The 16,950-nt window shown below is 64.0% G+C and carries 13 protein-coding genes; 4 read left to right on the forward strand and 9 right to left on the reverse strand.

Annotation, left to right across the window (positions count from 1 at the left end):
* Positions 1-58: 58 nt before the first annotated feature.
* Both HYH08_RS07565 and HYH08_RS07570 read right to left on the reverse strand, forming a co-directional pair.
* Positions 59-1,549: a metallophosphoesterase family protein gene (locus HYH08_RS07565; RefSeq protein WP_220009137.1), complete on the reverse strand. Its 1,491-nt coding sequence runs from the start codon at positions 1,547-1,549 to the stop codon at positions 59-61.
* A gap of 293 nt (positions 1,550-1,842) precedes the next feature.
* The gene (locus HYH08_RS07570; protein WP_008132239.1) at positions 1,843-2,046 is read right to left on the reverse strand and encodes a hypothetical protein; all 204 of its coding nucleotides are present in this window, start codon (positions 2,044-2,046) and stop codon (positions 1,843-1,845) included.
* 194 nt (positions 2,047-2,240) lie between these two features.
* On the opposite strand from HYH08_RS07570, the gene HYH08_RS07575 reads away from it, so the two are divergent.
* Both HYH08_RS07575 and HYH08_RS07580 read left to right on the forward strand, forming a co-directional pair.
* On the forward strand, positions 2,241-3,614 hold the full coding sequence (locus HYH08_RS07575; protein ID WP_220009138.1) for a leucyl aminopeptidase family protein: 1,374 nt from the start codon (positions 2,241-2,243) through the stop codon (positions 3,612-3,614).
* Positions 3,607-4,449 carry a C40 family peptidase gene (locus HYH08_RS07580; protein ID WP_220009139.1) on the forward strand — a complete coding sequence of 281 codons (843 nt, stop codon included), beginning with the start codon at positions 3,607-3,609 and terminating at the stop codon, positions 4,447-4,449. Before HYH08_RS07575 ends, HYH08_RS07580 begins: the two co-directional genes overlap by 8 nt.
* 680 nt (positions 4,450-5,129) lie before the next feature.
* Here HYH08_RS07580 and HYH08_RS07585 read toward each other — a convergent pair.
* From HYH08_RS07585 to HYH08_RS07610, 6 genes are all read right to left on the reverse strand, one after another.
* A complete protein-coding gene (locus tag HYH08_RS07585; protein ID WP_220009140.1) occupies positions 5,130-6,767 on the reverse strand; it encodes an ABC transporter ATP-binding protein in 1,638 nt (545 codons plus the stop codon).
* Positions 6,768-6,774: 7 nt separating this feature from the next.
* Positions 6,775-7,953 (reverse strand): ABC transporter permease, encoded by a 1,179-nt coding sequence (locus tag HYH08_RS07590; protein ID WP_220009141.1) that lies wholly within the window; start codon positions 7,951-7,953, stop codon positions 6,775-6,777.
* A complete protein-coding gene (locus HYH08_RS07595; RefSeq protein WP_220009142.1) occupies positions 7,953-9,062 on the reverse strand; it encodes a microcin C ABC transporter permease YejB in 1,110 nt (369 codons plus the stop codon). The genes HYH08_RS07590 and HYH08_RS07595 overlap by 1 nt, the downstream gene beginning before the upstream one ends.
* Positions 9,063-9,064: 2 nt before the next feature.
* On the reverse strand, positions 9,065-10,939 hold the full coding sequence (locus HYH08_RS07600) for an extracellular solute-binding protein (protein ID WP_220009143.1): 1,875 nt from the start codon (positions 10,937-10,939) through the stop codon (positions 9,065-9,067).
* Positions 10,940-10,952: 13 nt separating this feature from the next.
* Positions 10,953-12,854: an extracellular solute-binding protein gene (locus HYH08_RS07605; RefSeq protein ID WP_220009144.1), complete on the reverse strand. Its 1,902-nt coding sequence runs from the start codon at positions 12,852-12,854 to the stop codon at positions 10,953-10,955.
* 211 nt (positions 12,855-13,065) lie between these two features.
* Positions 13,066-13,623, reverse strand: coding sequence for a c-type cytochrome (locus HYH08_RS07610; RefSeq protein WP_220009145.1), 558 nt, complete (start codon positions 13,621-13,623; stop codon positions 13,066-13,068).
* Positions 13,624-13,859: 236 nt separating this feature from the next.
* On the opposite strand from HYH08_RS07610, the gene HYH08_RS07615 reads away from it, so the two are divergent.
* Positions 13,860-14,600 (forward strand): 3-deoxy-manno-octulosonate cytidylyltransferase, encoded by a 741-nt coding sequence (locus HYH08_RS07615; RefSeq protein ID WP_220009146.1) that lies wholly within the window; start codon positions 13,860-13,862, stop codon positions 14,598-14,600.
* A gap of 21 nt (positions 14,601-14,621) precedes the next feature.
* The gene (locus HYH08_RS07620) at positions 14,622-15,479 is read left to right on the forward strand and encodes a prephenate dehydratase (RefSeq protein ID WP_220009147.1); all 858 of its coding nucleotides are present in this window, start codon (positions 14,622-14,624) and stop codon (positions 15,477-15,479) included.
* 126 nt (positions 15,480-15,605) lie between these two features.
* Here the strand turns inward: HYH08_RS07620 and HYH08_RS07625 are convergent, their stop codons facing one another.
* The gene (locus HYH08_RS07625) at positions 15,606-16,619 is read right to left on the reverse strand and encodes an LLM class flavin-dependent oxidoreductase (protein WP_220009148.1); all 1,014 of its coding nucleotides are present in this window, start codon (positions 16,617-16,619) and stop codon (positions 15,606-15,608) included.
* Between the last annotated feature and the right edge of the window lie 331 nt (positions 16,620-16,950).

A 16,950-nucleotide genomic window follows, 5' to 3' on the forward strand; every position in this document is an offset into this window, starting at 1 on the left:
AGCCGAACGCGTCAGCAATAGACTGTTAACCCTAATGGCCGGTTAACGCCGGTCTCCCTCAGGGCGGTGCTTCCCCTCCGAGCCCCAGATCGAGGCCAAGCGCCTTCAGCTGCGCATTCAGATCGTGCAGCAATTGCAACCGTTGCCCCGTCTGTGCCGCAACATCGAACCCGGTGCGCGGCATCCCCGGCCATTCGCGCCGAAGGTCCTCGCGGCTGAACAGGCGCCTCGCGAGGAGCTCGTCGAGCTGCGACGGATCGATGCCGAGCGCCCCGGCGCATTGCGCGATCAACTGGCGCACCAGACCTGCCGCGGCGCTGAGCGCCGCAACTTCACGCTTGCGCCCGGATCTGGCGAGCCCGCCTTCGAGATCAGCCAGAGCATGCGAGGTGACGAGATAGGTGTGAAGCGCATTCGCCCAGTCCGGCTCGCCGTCTGCATAGAAGGCGCGGCGCGTCAGCAGGCGGCGGAGCAGCGCCGCGACCTGATCCCGCGTCAGCGCCGCGGATGACGCGATCTCGATCGCCACCTGGACAGCCGGATCGCGGGAATAATCTCGTCCTGCGGGCAGCCGGATCACACCATCCGGCAGGTTCGAATCAAGCAGGTGGAAGCCACCATTGTTGCGCGACCGCGAATAGCGCGCGATCGCAAAGCCATATTCGGCATCGTCAGTCCTAAACATTGGCCCGAAATGGACGATGTTGAAGCCGGCATCATCGCCGGCCTGCCCGGTCGACGACGGACAGGACAGCACGTAGATCGTGCGCCAGAACGATTCGTTGCCATCGCTCCGCGTCGCGCGCGGGTCGGGAATCGAATAGCGGGTCAATCCCTCGACGTGGCGATGACCGTGAAGCACCAGATTGACGTTGAGCGAGGTGGCGGCTTCGAGGAACGTCGCGGGCGCGGCGAGGTACATCAGCGGCTCGTCCGGCGCACCGAGAAACCGTTTGCCTTCGCCCGTCGCCTGAGGCAGCGGATGATGGTGCAGCGCCAGCACCCGCACCAGGTTTTCCGCCGGCTCGGCATAATCAGCCCGCCCCGCGGCCCCCATGCTGCCCGCGAGCTCGACGCTCAGCCGGGCAGAATCCACGACCAGCGCATGATAGGTGCTCGCATCGACATTGCCGCTCGCAAGCGTCGTGAGGCTCGCACGGTTGGAATCCAGCAGCACCAGATCGAGGCCGGCCTGGCGGTAATAGACGCTCTTCGAGGTCCGCGGCAGATGCAGGTAATCATAGACGTCGTGACGGCCGCCCCGCTGACTCGGCCGCTTGACGTCGTGGTTGCCCGCAACCGCCTGGATGTCGGTGAACAGCCCGGTCTGCCGGAACGAGGCGATGACGGCGAGCGCTTCGTCGAGCGCGCGCGGCGTCGGGTCATCGACGAGGTCGCCCGTGATCAGCAGAATACGATCGGGAACATCGGCAAACTCCGCCATTCTCTCGCGCAGGGCCGCACTGAGGGCCTCGATCGCTGCAAGCAACCGCCCTGACCCGTCCAGATGCAGGTCGGATATCTGCGCAATAACGAATGATCTATCCATTTTGCGCCGCTCATTTGCGAATGCTGCGTCGCCCAAACGATCTGAGAAATGCCTTCAACGAGAGGATTCAGGCCGGTCTCGACCCGGGTCAGCCTCGCCCCGGGCAGGTATCAATCGTGTGCCCCTGCGTTGTCGCACGCGATGCGTGCAGTGCCGCACCGAACAATTTAAAATATTCCTCAATCATGCCACAACCGCAGCGCTAGTAAAGCCCTGCGGCCGCGCTCTCTTGAACGGCGTTCTCAGCCTGCAATGTTACGAGATTCGGACGCCGATAGTTTCGTCTCACTCGATCAATATTCGATGGCCAGCCGCTTGCGGATTTCGTCGATGCGCCTGTCGAGCGCATCGAAGCGGGCGTGGACGGAGCGATCGTGGAGATAGAAGACGTAACCACCGGCCAGGAACGCGAAGATCCAATGGTGATGCTCGACATAGCCGAAGATCGCCTCGACGGCCTGTCCGATGAACGTGACCACGCTCCACACAAATTCCATTGAATACTCTCCCGGCAGGCTTCGTGTTCGGCCGCCCGCGATCTTCACGTTCGACGGCCGTCTTCCGGAACCTAGCATGGCCCCTCAGTTGCGAGTAGCGGCTCGCGGGACGGTGACAGCAAAGCCGATTGCAGGCGCAGCAAAACTCTGCGAAGTCTGCTCCATTCGCTTGATCTGACGGTCCGGACCCGCCAATGCCCTCTGTCTTCGAAACCTCGCCCGACGCCATCCCGATCACCTTCGTCACCAAGTCGAGCTGGGATCAAGTTGCCGAGACGCTGCCGCCGGCGCAACGCCAATTCGCCACCGCGAACGGCTATGCTGGCAAGCCCGGCGGCTATCTGGCGCTGCCCACGCCTGACGGCGCGATCGCACAGGTGCTGTTCGGCCTCGAGGACGACGGCGCAAGATCGCGCGATCTGTTCCGGCCGGGCGCCCTGCCCGGCCTGCTGCCGCCGGGCACCTATCGCTTTGCCAATGCACCCCACGATGCACGACTGGCCGCGCTCGCCTTTGCACTGGGGTGCTACCGCTTTGCCCGCTACCGCAAGGCCGATCGTCCCGACGTCCGCCTGGTGCCGCCGGATGGCGTCGATGCAGCCGAGATCAGCCGCATTGCGGACGCTGCGATGCTGGCGCGCGACCTCATCAACACGCCGTCCAACGACATGGGTCCTGAGGAACTCGCCGCGGCCGCGCAGGCGCTTGCCGGCGAATTCGGTGCGAGCTTTGCGTGCACCATCGGCGAGGATCTGAAGACGAATTTTCCGCTGATCCACGCCGTCGGCATGGCCTCGACCCGCGCGCCGCGGCTGATCGACATCGGCTGGGGTGATCCTGATCATCCCAAGGTGACGCTGGTCGGCAAGGGCGTCTGCTTCGACACCGGCGGGCTCGACCTGAAGCCGTCGAGCGGCATGCTGATCATGAAGAAGGACATGGGCGGCGCCGCCAACGTGCTGGCGCTGGCGCGCATGGTGATGGACGCGAAGCTGAAAGTGCGGCTGCGCGTGCTGATTCCCGCGGTCGAGAATGCCGTCGCCGGCAATGCCTTCCGCCCGCTCGACATCTTCACCTCGCGCAAGGGCATCACGGTGGAGATCGGCAATACCGATGCGGAAGGCCGGCTCGTGCTCGCCGACGCTTTGGCCCTCGCCGACGAGGAGAAGCCGGAGCTTCTGATCGATCTCGGCACGTTGACGGGCGCTGCCCGCGTCGCGCTCGGGCCGGATTTACCGCCCTTTTACACCAATGATGAGCGGCTCGCCGCCGACGTCGCGCGCTGCGCGGCGAAGGAAAACGATCCGTTGTGGCGCATGCCGCTGTGGCCGCCTTACGATGCGTGGCTGGATTCCAAGACCGCCACCATCACCAACGCCCCCTCCGGCGGCTTTGCCGGCTCGGTGATCTGCGCGCTGTTCCTGCAGCGCTTCGTCGAGCAGGCCAAGAGCTGGCTTCACGTGGACATCTACGGCTGGACGCCGTCGTCGAAGCCGGCACGCCCCGAAGGCGGCGAATGCCAGGCCGCGCGTGCCATCTACAGCCTGCTGAGCGAGCGCTATGCATGATCCGCGATTGACGCCGGCGCGGGGCGACCTCGCCGCCAAATATCTCGAAGGCCAGGTGGAAGCCGACCGCTTCGTCACCGGCGAGGACTTCGAGGTGACCGCGCCGATCGCCGCCGTGCGCGAGCAGCCCTCATCGAACGCGATGCTGATGACCGAAGCGCTGCGCGGCGAGCGCGTCACGATCTACGATCGCAACGGCGAAGGCTGGGCCTGGGGTCAGCTGGGCGGCGACGGCTATGTCGGCTGGTTGCCGGACGCCGCACTGACGAAGCCGGCGGCCGCGCCGACGCACAAGGTGAGCGCACTGCGGACCTTTGCCTTCCCCGGCCCCTCGATCAAGCTGCCGCCGGCCGATACGCTGGTGCTGGGCTCGAGGGTTGCGATTTCGCGCGAGGACGGTAGCTTCGCCGTGACGCGCGACGGAGCGTTCCTGCCGAAGACGCATCTCGCCCCGCTCGATCACCGCGAGCCGGATTTCGTCGCTGTGGCCGAGCGCTTCGTCGGGACTCCCTATCTGTGGGGTGGCAAGAGCAGCTTTGGGATCGACTGTTCGGGCCTGGTGCAGGTGTCGCTGACATCCGCCGGCATCGGCTGCCCGCGCGACAGCGACATGCAATTGGGCGGCCTCGGACGTGCCCTCGAGCCGCATGAGCGGAGCAAGCTCCAGCGCGGCGATCTGATCTTCTGGAAGGGCCACGTCGCCATCGTCCGCGATGCCGCCACCATGGTTCACGCCAATGCGCATCACATGGCAACCGTGATCGAGCCGATCGAGCCGGCAATTGCGCGGATCAAGGCGGCCGGCAGCGACGTCGTCGCGATCAAGCGACTTTAGCGACAGATCATAGGAGGGGTCGAGCGCCCGGTTCTGCAGACGCGGCTTTACGCTCTCGCGGCTGATTTCGCCCGAGCTTTGCTTGAACTCTTCGCTCTCCGATCATGGAGGGCGCAGGGAAGGCCAGGGTGCCGACATCGCACCCGCGGTCTGCTGCGCAAAACGTAGCGCAGAAAAACCGCACAGCAGCATACAGGTGGTGCCGAACACTCGGCCTTCCCTGCGCAGTGGTCGGACGGCTTATGCCGTGCTCTCCCGGGAGCCGACCTTTCCTCTGGCCTCCCTCGCCCCGCGAATTGACGATGCCGTCCGCCCGGTTGGGCTCGCGCACATCTCCGCAAGAGCTTGACCGTAGCAACGACGGCCAGGACCACACGGTTTTGCCGTACGCAGCTCATCCGGCTTCGCCAAGAGGCTTCGCCGGACTTCGGCGCCGTTCGTCTGCACGCGGCCACGAGCTCACAGGGACTACCCGCCCTGCCCGCACCTTCCGCGCCGACGCTGCCGCGTCCACCGCAACCCGGCCCGCGCTTCGAACGACTCGCGAACCGCCCCTCTTCGTGGGCCGGGCCGCCGTCATATATGCCGTAATTCCGAATTTCGGTAAAGTGGAATATTTTTGCGCATAGGGATTGACGAGGTCGCAGGTGTTTTGCCCGACGGGCAGTTTTGCGGCAGGGCTACGTCGCGACCGACCCGTTCCCGGCCGTCTCCAGCCTGAACGCCGCCGCGAACAGCGCCCGCGTGTAATCCGTCTTCGGGTTCTTGAACAGCTCGGCCGCCTGGCCTTCCTCGACCACCTTGCCGCCGCGCATCACGATGAGGTGGCTGGCGAGCGAGGCGACGACGCGCAGATCGTGCGAGATGAACATGTAGGTGAGCTCGCGCTTGCGCTGAAGCTCGCGGAGCAGATCGACCATCTGCGCCTGGAACAGCATGTCGAGCGCGCTGGTCGGCTCGTCCAGCACGACGAAATCGGGCTCCAGCACGACCGCACGCGCGATCGAGATGCGCTGGCGCTGGCCGCCGGAGAATTCGTGCGGATAGCGGAAGCGAGTATCGGGCTTCAGCCCGACGTCCTCCAGCGCCTTGACGACACGCGCCTCGCGCTCCTCGCGCGACAGCTTTGGCTGGTGCACGGAGAGGCCTTCGGCGATGATGTCGGCCACCGACATGCGCGGCGAAAGCGAGCCGAACGGATCCTGGAACACGATCTGCATGTCGCGGCGGAAGGGCCGCATCTCCTTGAAACGCAGGCCCTGGATATCCTTGCCCAGGAACACGATGCGCCCGTTCGAGGAGATCAGGCGCAGCAGCGCCAGCCCGAGCGTGGTCTTGCCCGAGCCGGATTCCCCGACGACGCCGAGCGTCTCGCCCTTGCGCACGGCGATACTGACGCCGTCGACCGCCTTGATGTGGCCAATCGTCTTGCGCATCAGGCCGCGCTTGATCGGAAACCAGACCTTAAGATCGCTCGCCGACATCACCACCGGCGCATCCGGCTGCGGCGGCGCCGGATCAGGCTTGGGCTCGGCGGCAAGAAGATCACGCGTGTATGGATGCTTCGGCGTCCTGAAGACCTGCTCGACCGGCCCCTGCTCGACGATCTCGCCGCCCTTCATGACGCAGACATGGTCGGCGATGCGGCGCACGATGCCGAGATCGTGGGTGATGAACAGCAGGCTCATGCCGAGCCGGCTGCGGATCTCGGCGAGCAGCGCCAGGATCTGCGCCTGCACGGTGACGTCGAGCGCCGTGGTCGGCTCGTCCGCGATCAGGAGATCGGGCTCGTTGGCGAGCGCCATCGCGATCATCACGCGCTGGCGCTGGCCGCCGGAGAGCTGGTGCGGATAGCTGCTCAGCCGCGTCTCGGGCTCGGGGATACCGACCTGGGTCAGCAGCTCCAGCGTGCGCTTGCGCGCCTGCGCATTGCTGGTCGGATTGTGCAGCTGGATGATCTCGCCGATCTGCGCCTCGATCGTGTGCAGCGGATTGAGCGAGGTCATCGGCTCCTGGAAGATGATCGAGATGTCGCTGCCGCGAATCTCCCGCATCTCTCGCTCCGACCGGTCGATCAGCTCCTGCCCCTTGAAACGGATGCTGCCCGAGGGATGCGACGCATTCGGATACGGCAACAGCTTGAGGATCGAAAGCGCGCTGACCGACTTGCCGGAGCCGGATTCGCCGACCAGCGCGACGCATTCGCCGCGCTTGATCTGGAACGACACCTTGTCGACCGCGAGCGTGGTCGCGCCGCCCTGGTGGAAGGCCACCGAGAGATCACGTACGGCAAGCAGGGGCTGGTTGATCGCGTCCATCACGCCCTCACCTGAACGTCTTGCGCGGATCGAAGGCGTCGCGCACGGCTTCGCCGATGAAGATCAGGAGCGACAGCATGATCGCGACCGAGAAGAATCCGGAAAAACCGAGCCAGGGTGCCTGCACGTTCGACTTGCCCTGCGACAACAGCTCACCGAGCGACGGCGAGCCGGGCGGCAGCCCGAAGCCCAGGAAGTCGAGGGCCGTGAGCGTCATGACTGAGCTCGACACGATGAACGGCAGGAACGTCATCGTCGCGACCATCGCGTTCGGCAGCAGATGCCGGAACATGATGACCTTGTTCGACACGCCGAGCGCACGCGCCGCCTGGATGTACTCGAAATTGCGCCCGCGCAGAAATTCCGCCCGCACGAGCCCGACCAATGACACCCAGGAGAACAGCAGCAGGATGCCGAGCAGCACGAAGAACCCGGGCACCAGCACCGACGACAGGATCAGCAGGAGATAGAGCGACGGGATCGCGGTCCATATCTCGATGAAGCGTTGGAACAGCAGGTCGACCCAACCACCGAAATAGCCTTGCACCGCTCCGGCTGCGATGCCGACGACCGAGGAGACGATGGTGAGGCAGAGGCCGAACAGCACGGAGATGCGGAAGCCATAAATCAGTCGTGCCACCACGTCGCGGCCCTGATCGTCGGTGCCGAGCCAGTTGTATTCGAGGTCGCGGCAACTCTTCAGGCCCTTTTTCTCGACGACAGGCTTGCACTGCGCCTCCGTCAGCATCCAAGTCGGCGGCGACGGTGCCGGCGTCGGCAGATCGAGATTATGGGTGTCGTAGGAGTAGCGGATCAGCGGCCAGACGACGCTGCCGCCCTTGTCCTTGATCAGCTTCTGCAAATAGGGATCGCGATAATCGGCCGCGGTCTCGAAGTCACCGCCGAAGGTCGTTTCGGAATAGGTGACGAAGGCCGGCCAATAGAGGTGGCCGTCATATTTGACCAGGAACGGCCGGTCGTTGGCGATCAGCTCGGCGAACAGCGACACCACGAACAGGATCATGAAGATCCAGAACGACCAATAGCCGCGCCGGTTCGCCTTGAAATTCTGCCAGCGCCGCCGGTTGAGCGGCGACGGCGCGAACGGCTTGCGCGTGATCGGCACGGCGTCACCGAGCGGTGACTTCGCGGTGGTCTCGATCGGGGTGGGAGCGGTCAATGTCATCAGACCTCCCGCGCCTCGAAATCGATCCGCGGGTCGATCCACATGTAGGTCAGGTCGGAGATCAAGTTGATCACGAGGCCGACGAGCGAAAATATGAAGAGCGTACCGAACACCACCGGATAGTCGCGGTTGAGAACGCTCTCGAAGCTAAGCAGCCCGAGACCGTCCAGCGAGAAGATCGTCTCGATCAGAAGCGAGCCCGAGAAGAAGGCGTGGATGAAGGTGCCGGGGAAGCCGGCGATGACGATCAGCATCGCATTGCGGAAGACGTGGCCATAGAGCACACGGCTCTCGCTGCAGCCCTTGGCGCGCGCGGTCATCACATATTGCTTGCGGATCTCGTCCAGGAACGAATTCTTGGTCAGAAACGTCATGGTGGTGAACGCGCCGAGCCCCATGGCGATCAGGGGCAGCGTCAGATGCCAGAAGTAATCGACGATCTTCCAGTACCAGGGAAATTGCGACCAGCCGTCCGACGTCAGTCCACGCAGCGGAAACCAGTTGAAGAACGAGCCGCCGGCAAACAGGATGATCAGCAGGATCGCGAAAAGGAAGCCCGGGATCGCATAGCCGAGCACGAGCACGGTCGACGTCCAGGTGTCGAAGCGCGAGCCGTCCTTGACCGCCTTGCGGATGCCGAGCGGAATCGAGATCAGATAAGTGATCAGGGTCAGCCAGATGCCGAGCGAAATCGAGACCGGCAGCTTCTCCTTGATCAGCTGCACCACGCTGACGTCGCGGAAATAGCTCTTGCCGAAATCGAAGCGCGCGAAATTCCACACCATCAGCGCGAAGCGCTCCGGGGCCGGCTTGTCGAAGCCGAACTGTACCTCCAGCTTCTTGATGAAATCGGGATCTAGCCCCTGGGCGCCGCGATATTTGGAATTGATGGCGTCGCCGCCGGCGCCGACTTGCCCAGGCGCGCGCTGCGCAAAATCGCCGCCGCCCGAGATGCGCGAGGTGCCGCCGGTGTCGGCCCCCGAAAGCTGCGCGATGACGCGCTCGACCGGGCCACCCGGCGCGAACTGCACGACGACGAAGGAGACGAAGAGAATCCCGAGCAGGGTCGGAATCATCAGCAGGATGCGGCGGGCGATATAGGCGCTCATGATTATTTGGCCTGCTCGAGCTTGGCCGCCTTGGCACTGTCATGCCACCAGATGTCGGGCGCGCCGACGCCGTTGGCATAGCGCGGCAGCTTCTCGGGATGGCTGAACTGATCCCAATAAGCGAGCCGGTGGGTCTTGTTGTACCATTGCGGTACCCAATAGCGGCCGGCGCGGAACAGGCGGTCGAAGGCGCGGCAGGCGATAGTCAGCTCCTCGCGGCTCTCCGCGGCCATGATCTTCTCGATCATGGCATCGATGGCCGGACTGGCAACGCCGGCGAGATTGTAGGAACCCTTGGTGTTCGCGACCTGCGAGGAGAAGAACGCGCGCATGGCATCGCCCGGCGTCGCCGACATGCTGAAACGCTGGATCGTCATGTCGAAGTCGAAATCTTCCTGGCGCGCCTTGTGCTGCACGGCATCGACGACGCGCACGCTCGCCTCGATGCCGAGCGTGCCCAGATTCTTGACGTAGGGCGCATGGTGCGGCTGGAACGAGGGCTCGTCCAGCAGGAACTCGATCTTGAAGATTTCGCCGTTCGGCAGCACGCGCTTGCCGTCCTTGATCGGCACGCCGGCTTCGTTCAGCAATTGCTGCGCCTTGCGGAGCAGGCTGCGATCCTGTCCCGATCCATCCGAGACCGGAGGCGTGAACGGCGCCGTGAACACGTCGTCAGGGACCTTGCCGCGAAACGGTTCGAGCAGCTTCAGCTCTTCCGGCGAGGGAGGCCCATTGCTGGCCATGAGGTCCGAGTTCTGGAACGGCGACACCGTGCGGGCATAGGCACCGTACATGATGGTCTTGTTGGTCCACTCGAAGTCGAAGGCGTTGATCAGGGCCTCCCGCACGCGGGGGTCCTTGAACTTGTCGCGTCTTGTGTTGATGAACCAGCCCTGGGCGCCGGACGGCGTGTCGTCCGGGACCACCTCCATCTTGACGCGTCCATCCTTCACCGCGGGAAAGTCGTAGCGCGTCGCCCAGATGCGCGAGGTGAATTCCTCGCGGAAGAGATAGTTCTTGCCGGTGAAACCCTCGAAGGCGACATCGCGGTCGCGGTAGAACTCGTAGCGCACGACGTCGAAATTATAGCTGCCGCGGCAGACCGGCAGATCGGCCGCCCACCAGTCCTTCACCCGCTCGTATTCGATGTAGCGGTTGACCTCGAACCTGCCGACCTTGTACGGGCCGGAGCCGAGCGGGATGTCCAGCGTCGATTCATCGAAGGCGCGCGCGGCGTAATACGCTTTCGAGAAGATCGGCAGGCCCGCGACATAGAGCGGCACGTCGCGCGCACGGCCCTTGGCGAAGGTGACGACCAGCGTCGCATCGTCGACAGCCTCGGCGCTGACCATGTCACGCATCTGCACGATGATCAGGGGATGCCCTTTGGTCTTGAGCGACGTCAGCGAAAACGCGGCATCGTGTGCCGTAATCTTCGTTCCGTCATGAAACTTCGCCTCCGGCCGCATCGTGAAGCGATAGGTGAGCTTGTCCGGCGAGATCTGCACCGATTTGGCGGCAAGCCCGTACATTGCGTCGGGCTCGTCATTGGCGCGCACCATCAGCGGCACGAACGTCATGTCCATGCCCTGCGCGCCGTCGCCCTTCAGGATGTAGGCGTTGAGCGAGTTGAAAGTCTGGTAGGACTGGTTATAGGCGCGCACCGACGGGATCAGCGAGAACAGGCCGCCCTTCGGTGCATCCAGATTGACGTAGTCGAAATGGTGGAAGTCGGCGGGATATTTGAGATCGCCGAACGCCGAGATGCCGTGGGCTTCGGCCACCACTTCCGACGCCATGGCACCGCGCGGCAGGGCAGCGCCGAGCGCCCCTCCGGCACCCAGGACCAGCACATGCCGGCGTGAAAGCTGCGTCATGCTGGGATGTCCTTCACGACTTCTTTGCGATCCGCGCCGCCTTGTCCGCGTCGTACCACCAGATGAACGGGAAGCCCGACTGGCCGTATCGGGGCAATTCCGCCGGCCGGCCGAAGCGATCCCAGCGCGCCGTGCGCACCTTGGTATAGGTCCATTGCGGCACGACGTAGTGATTCCATAGCAGCACGCGGTCGAGCGCCTTGGTGGCCGCAACGAGGTCGTCGCGATCTTTGGAATAGATCACCCGCTCGATCAGCTTGTCGACGGCCGGATTCTTGATGCCCGCGATATTTCGCGAACCGGCGATGTCGGCCGTCTTCGACGACCAGAATTCGCGCTGCTCGTTGCCCGGCGATTGCGATTCGCCCCATGAGTTGGTGACGATGTCAAAATCCCACTCGCGGGTCCTGTTCTCGTATTGGGTCGGATCGACCGTCCGCACGCTGACGGCAATGCCGAGCCGTTCCAGCGACGGCTTGTAGAACAGCGTGATCCGCTCGAAGCTCGGATCCGAATTCAGCAATTCCAGGGTGAACTGGGCGCCCGTCTTGACGTCGATCAGCTTGCGGTCGCGCACCTCGTAACCGGCTTCCTTAAACAGCCGCAGCGCCTCGCGCAGATTGTCCCGCACGGCTTCGGGGCTGCCGCCGACGGGATTGGTATAGGCTGTGGTGAAGACTTCGGGCGGCACTTCGGCGCGGACGGTCTCGAGGATCTCGAGCTCCTTTCCCTGCGGCAACCCGGTCGCCATCAGTTCGTCGATGCCGTCGAAATAGCTGCTGACGCGCTTGTACTGACCGTAGAAGATCTGCTTGTTCATCTCCTCGAAGTCGAACGCATAGTTGAGCGCACGGCGCACGCGGGGATCGCTGAACTTGGCGCGGCGCAGGTTCGGCACGAAGGCCTGCATGACTCCCGAACTGCGATTGGCGAACTCCTCGAGGATCACGCGCTTTTCGCTCACGGCCGGGAAATCGTAGGCCGTCGCCCAGTTCTTCGCGCTGTTCTCGGTGCGCCAATCGACCTGATCCGCCTTGAAAGCCTCGATCGCCACCGTGGCATCGCGGAAATATTCATAGCGCAGCTCGTCGAAATTGTTACGCCCCACGTTGGCGGCGAGGTCACGGCCCCAATAATCCTTGACGCGCTCCAGCGCGATCGAGCGCCCGGCAACGAATTCCTTGACCCTGTAGGGCCCGGAACCGAGCGGCACTTCGAGCGTGGTGGCGGAGACATCGCGCTTGCGGCCCTGCGCGTCGGTGCCCTCCCACCAATGTTTCGGCAGCACCGTGAGCTGGCCCACGATCTGCGGCAGCTCGCGATTGCCCGGTGCGTCGAACACGAACTTCACGTCGCGCTCGCCGACCTTCTCGGCCTTCACCACATGGCTGTAATAGGCCGAGTACATCGGATGGTGCTTCTTGAAGGAATCGAGCGAGAAGATCACGTCATCCACGGTGACCGGCTTGCCGTCGTGCCATTTGGCCTCGGCGCGCAAACGATAGGTCACAAAGGAAAAATCGTCGGGGTGGCTGACGGCTTCGGCGAGCGCGCCATATTCGGTCGAGACCTCGTCGAGCGCGGGTGTCAGGAGCGACTCATAGACGAACGCGACGGCTCCGGAGACCTGGCCCTTCACGCCTGACACGACGATGTTGAAATTGTCGAAGGTGCCGATGGCGATCTGGCGCGCGACGCCGCCCTTGGGCGCGTCCGGATTGACGTAATCGAAGCGCTTGAAGTCGGCGGGGTACTTGACCTTCCCGAACAGCGACAAGGCATGGCGCCAAGGAAGCTCGCCGGCCGATTGCGCCTCGGCCGCACCGATGACGGGAACGCCCGCCACGGAACCAAGAGCGGGGAGCGCTGCGGCAGCAGTGCCGGTGAGCAGGAGGTCGCGTCGGGTAATGGCCAAATCAATCGTCCTGTCTTGAAGGAGGCTACTCCTTTAAGTTCCCAATATAGGCGAGGTTTCGACGGAACATGTTGCTTTTTCCTCATCTTGGACGGCCAAACTGCCTGTCAGATGCGGCCAAAAGCCCCGATAACGTCACCGCGAGGCCGGGATAACGAAACGGCCAGGCTTTTGAGCCTGGCCGCGTCTTTCAAGACAGAATTTTCAGGCCTTACTTCGCCGCGGTCGGCAGCGGCTTCGGGCTGTCGGAGAGGCTGTTCAGATAGGCGATGACGTCGGCGCGCTCGCTATCCTTGGGGATGCCGGCAAAGCCCATCGCGGTGCCGGGAACGGCCGCCTTCGGGTTGGCAATGAACTTGTTGAGCGCATCGAAATCCCAGGTGCCGCCCTTGGCCTTCATCGCAGCCGAGAAGTTGAAGCCATTGCGACCCTCGCCGACATGGTCGCCGACGACGCCGTAGAGGTTCGGACCGACGCGATTCGGGCCGCCCTTCTCGAACGTGTGGCAAGCGCCGCACTTCTTGGCGGCGGAGGCGCCCTTCTCGACGGACGCGGTCTGGAGCAGCTTTTCGATCGGTTCGGACGACGCAGCAGCGGCGCCGCCGCCTTCCTTCCCGCCGCCGGCCTCTTCCTTCACGGCGATCTCAAAACCCGGCTTTTCCGGCAGCTTCGGCGAGAACAGCGCCTGGGCGGTGAAGCTGGTCACCAGCAGGATGAGACAGGTGCCGAGCACGGCACCGAGAATCTTATTCAGTTCGAAAGAGTCCATTTCCGGCCAGGCCCCACACCGCTGAGAAGGATTAGCGGCCCAAGCGGCCGCCAGGACGAGCCTCGGGAGAATCAGAACGTTCCTTATTGTTTCCCCGAGTTTTGCCATTGAGATATCGGTTTGCCCGGGGTCTGGCAACCCGTATAAGCGACCCGGCTTCGAACCCGTCCCCACCCCATTTCTCGGCGCGGAAAACGCTCCGTTTCCAGGCTCTTAAACTCAAGCCCCTTGAACCGATGATCGATCCCCGCATACTGGTGCTGATCCCGGCCCGCATGGCCGCCACCCGCCTGCCCGGCAAGCCGCTCGCCGATATCGCGGGCCTGCCGATGATCGTGCATGTGATGCGCCGCGCCGAGGCCGCCGGCATCGGCCGGGTCGCGGTGGCAACCGATACCGCCGAGATCGCCTCGGTGGTGACGGCCCATGGCGGCGAGGCCGTGATGACCCGCACCGACCACCCCTCTGGCTCGGATCGCATCCACGAGGCCATGCAGAAGCTCGATCCCGCAGGGAAGGCGGAGATCGTGGTCAATCTCCAAGGCGACTTCCCGACCATCACGATCGAGAACATCCGCGAAGTGCTGCCCCCGCTGGAAGATCCGGCCGTGGACATCGCTACGCTGGCCTCGCAGATCCACACCCAGGAGGAGGACCTCGCTCCGAGCGTCGTGAAGGCGATCGGCACCTCGCTGGGGGGCAGGCGCATGCGCGCACTTTATTTCACCCGCGCGACCGCGCCGACCGGAGAGGGACCGCGGTATCATCATATCGGCCTCTACGCCTATCGCCGCGCCGCGCTGGAACGATACGTCTCTCTGCCGCCCTCGCCGCTGGAATTGCAGGAGAAGCTCGAGCAGCTCCGGGCGCTGGAGGCGGGCATGCGGATCGACTTCACCATCGTCGACAGCGTGCCCCGCGGGGTCGACACACCGGCGGATCTCGAAACCGCCCGCAGCATCCTTTCCAAATCCTGAGCCGCTGCTACAAGGCCCGTCATGAGCAAGCTGAAAATCGCATTCCAGGGCGAGCCTGGGGCCAATTCCCACATCGCCATCGTCGAGGCCTATCCTGACGCCGAGCCGTTGCCCTGCGCCACTTTTGAAGACGCGCTGTCGGCGATTTCGTCGGGCGAGGCCGATCTCGGCATGATCCCGATCGAGAATTCGGTCGCCGGCCGGGTCGCCGACATCCATCATCTGCTGCCGGCCTCCGGCCTCTTCATCATCGGCGAATGGTTCTTGCCGGTCCGCCATCAATTGATGGCGATCAAGGGCACCAAGCTCGAAGACATCAAGAGCGTCGAGAGCCATGTGCATGCGCTCGGCCAGTGCCGGCGCATCATCCGCAAGCTCGGCATCAAGCCGGTTGTGCACGCCGACACCGCCGGCAGCGCCCGCGACATCTCCGAGCGCAACGACAAATCAGTCGCTGCGATCGCCTCGCGCCTCGCCGCCAAGATCTACGGCCTCGACATTCTCGCCGAGGATATCGAGGACGAGGCCCACAACACCACGCGCTTCGTCGTGCTGGCGCGCGAGCCGAAATGGGCCGCGCAGGGCTCGGGCCCGCTGGTCACCACTTTTGTATTTCGGGTGCGCAACCTTCCCGCAGCGCTCTACAAGGCGCTCGGCGGCTTCGCCACCAATGGCGTCAACATGACCAAGCTCGAAAGCTACATGGTCGACGGCAATTTCTTCGCCACACAATTCTATGCCGACGTCGACGGCCATCCCGAGGACAAGGGCCTGGCGTTTGCCATCGAGGAACTGAAATTCTTCTCGCGCGAATTCCGCATCGTCGGCGTGTATCCGGGACATCCGTTCCGCGCGACGTTCAGCGAAGCACAGGATTGATGTCGTGTCCCGGACGTGCGCAGCGCGAGCCGGGACCCAGAAGGCCGCGAAATCCGGCATCGCAATGGGCCCCGGCTCTGCAGCGCATCGTTTCACGCTGCGCTGCGTCCGGGGCACGAGAGCGGTTTACGCGGCTGCGCGAAGTCCGAACGCCTCCGCCAGCAGCGAATACGACCTTTTCCGCGCCTCGTGGTCATACACGGCGGTGATCACCATCAACTCGTCGGGCTTGCTCGCATCGATCAGCGGCTGGAGCTTTTGCTGCACCGTCGCCGGATTGCCGACGAACAGGCGCGAACGATTGCGCTTGATCGAGGCGCGCTCGGCGTCGGTGTAAGGATAGGCCAGCGCCTCCTCGACACTCGGCAGCGGCAGATATTGACCGCGGTCGCGACGCAGGCGGTTGAGGTCGAATGAGGTCGCAAGCTTCTCGGCCTCCTCGTCCGTCTCTGCCGCGATGATGGCAACCGCGAGGATGGCATGCGGACTGGCGCTCCAGGCCGAGGGCTGGAAATGGTTGCGGTAATGCACCATCGCATCGACCGCATCGTGGGAGGCAAAATGATGCGCGAAGCCGAAGCCCATGCCGACCTGGGCGGCAAGCTCCGAGGAATAATCGCTGGAGCCGAGCAGCCAGATCGGCGGCAGCGGCGTGTCGTCGGGCATCGCGACGACGTTGTTATAGGGATGCCCCGAGGGGAATTCGCGCGTCTGCCACAAGATCAATTCGTGCAGCCGCTCCAGAAAGTCGTCGCCCTCGCGGCGGTCGAGCCGGCTGCGCAGCGCATAGGCCGTGGCACCGTCGGTGCCGGGCGCGCGTCCCAGGCCAAGATCGATGCGGCCGGGAAACAGCGCCTCCAGCATCTTGAAGCGCTCGGCCACCACCAGCGGCGCGTGGTTGGGCAGCATCACGCCGCCGGAGCCGACGCGGATGTGCTTCGTCACTGCCGCGATCTGCCCGATCATTACGTCGGGCGCCGGGCTCGCCACGGAAGCGAGGTTATGGTGTTCGGCGAGCCAGTAGCGGACATAGCCGAGCCCATCCACATGCCGCGCCAGATCGATGCTGTTGCGCAGCGCCGCGGCCGGCTTTGTGCCTGTGGTGACGACGGAGAGGTCGAGGACTGAAAGCGGGATCATGGTGCGCTAACGTAGTGGAGGCCCGCCCGCCGGCAATGCCCGGCAGCGCAGATCTGGCGCGCGCCGGCCGGCCCCTTCCAGGCCGCTGGGCTCAGGCAGTTGGGACGGAGGATCGATAGATAATATTGGATTCATATTGCCCACTACCGAGATCCAGCTCATCCGAGCGGCAAACTACGAATAGTATGTTGTTATATCTTGATAATATCTCAGCCGTCACCTTCCCACCAGCCGAGTGTCTGACGCGATATTTTGCCATTCGACGGGCGTAGTGGGCCACTTCCCACGCCCGATGGGCTGTCGAGAAGCCCGCTTTTGCCCTATCTTAGGC

Source organism: Bradyrhizobium sp. BR 10289 (genome assembly GCF_019455385.1).
GTDB lineage: Bacteria > Pseudomonadota > Alphaproteobacteria > Rhizobiales > Xanthobacteraceae > Bradyrhizobium.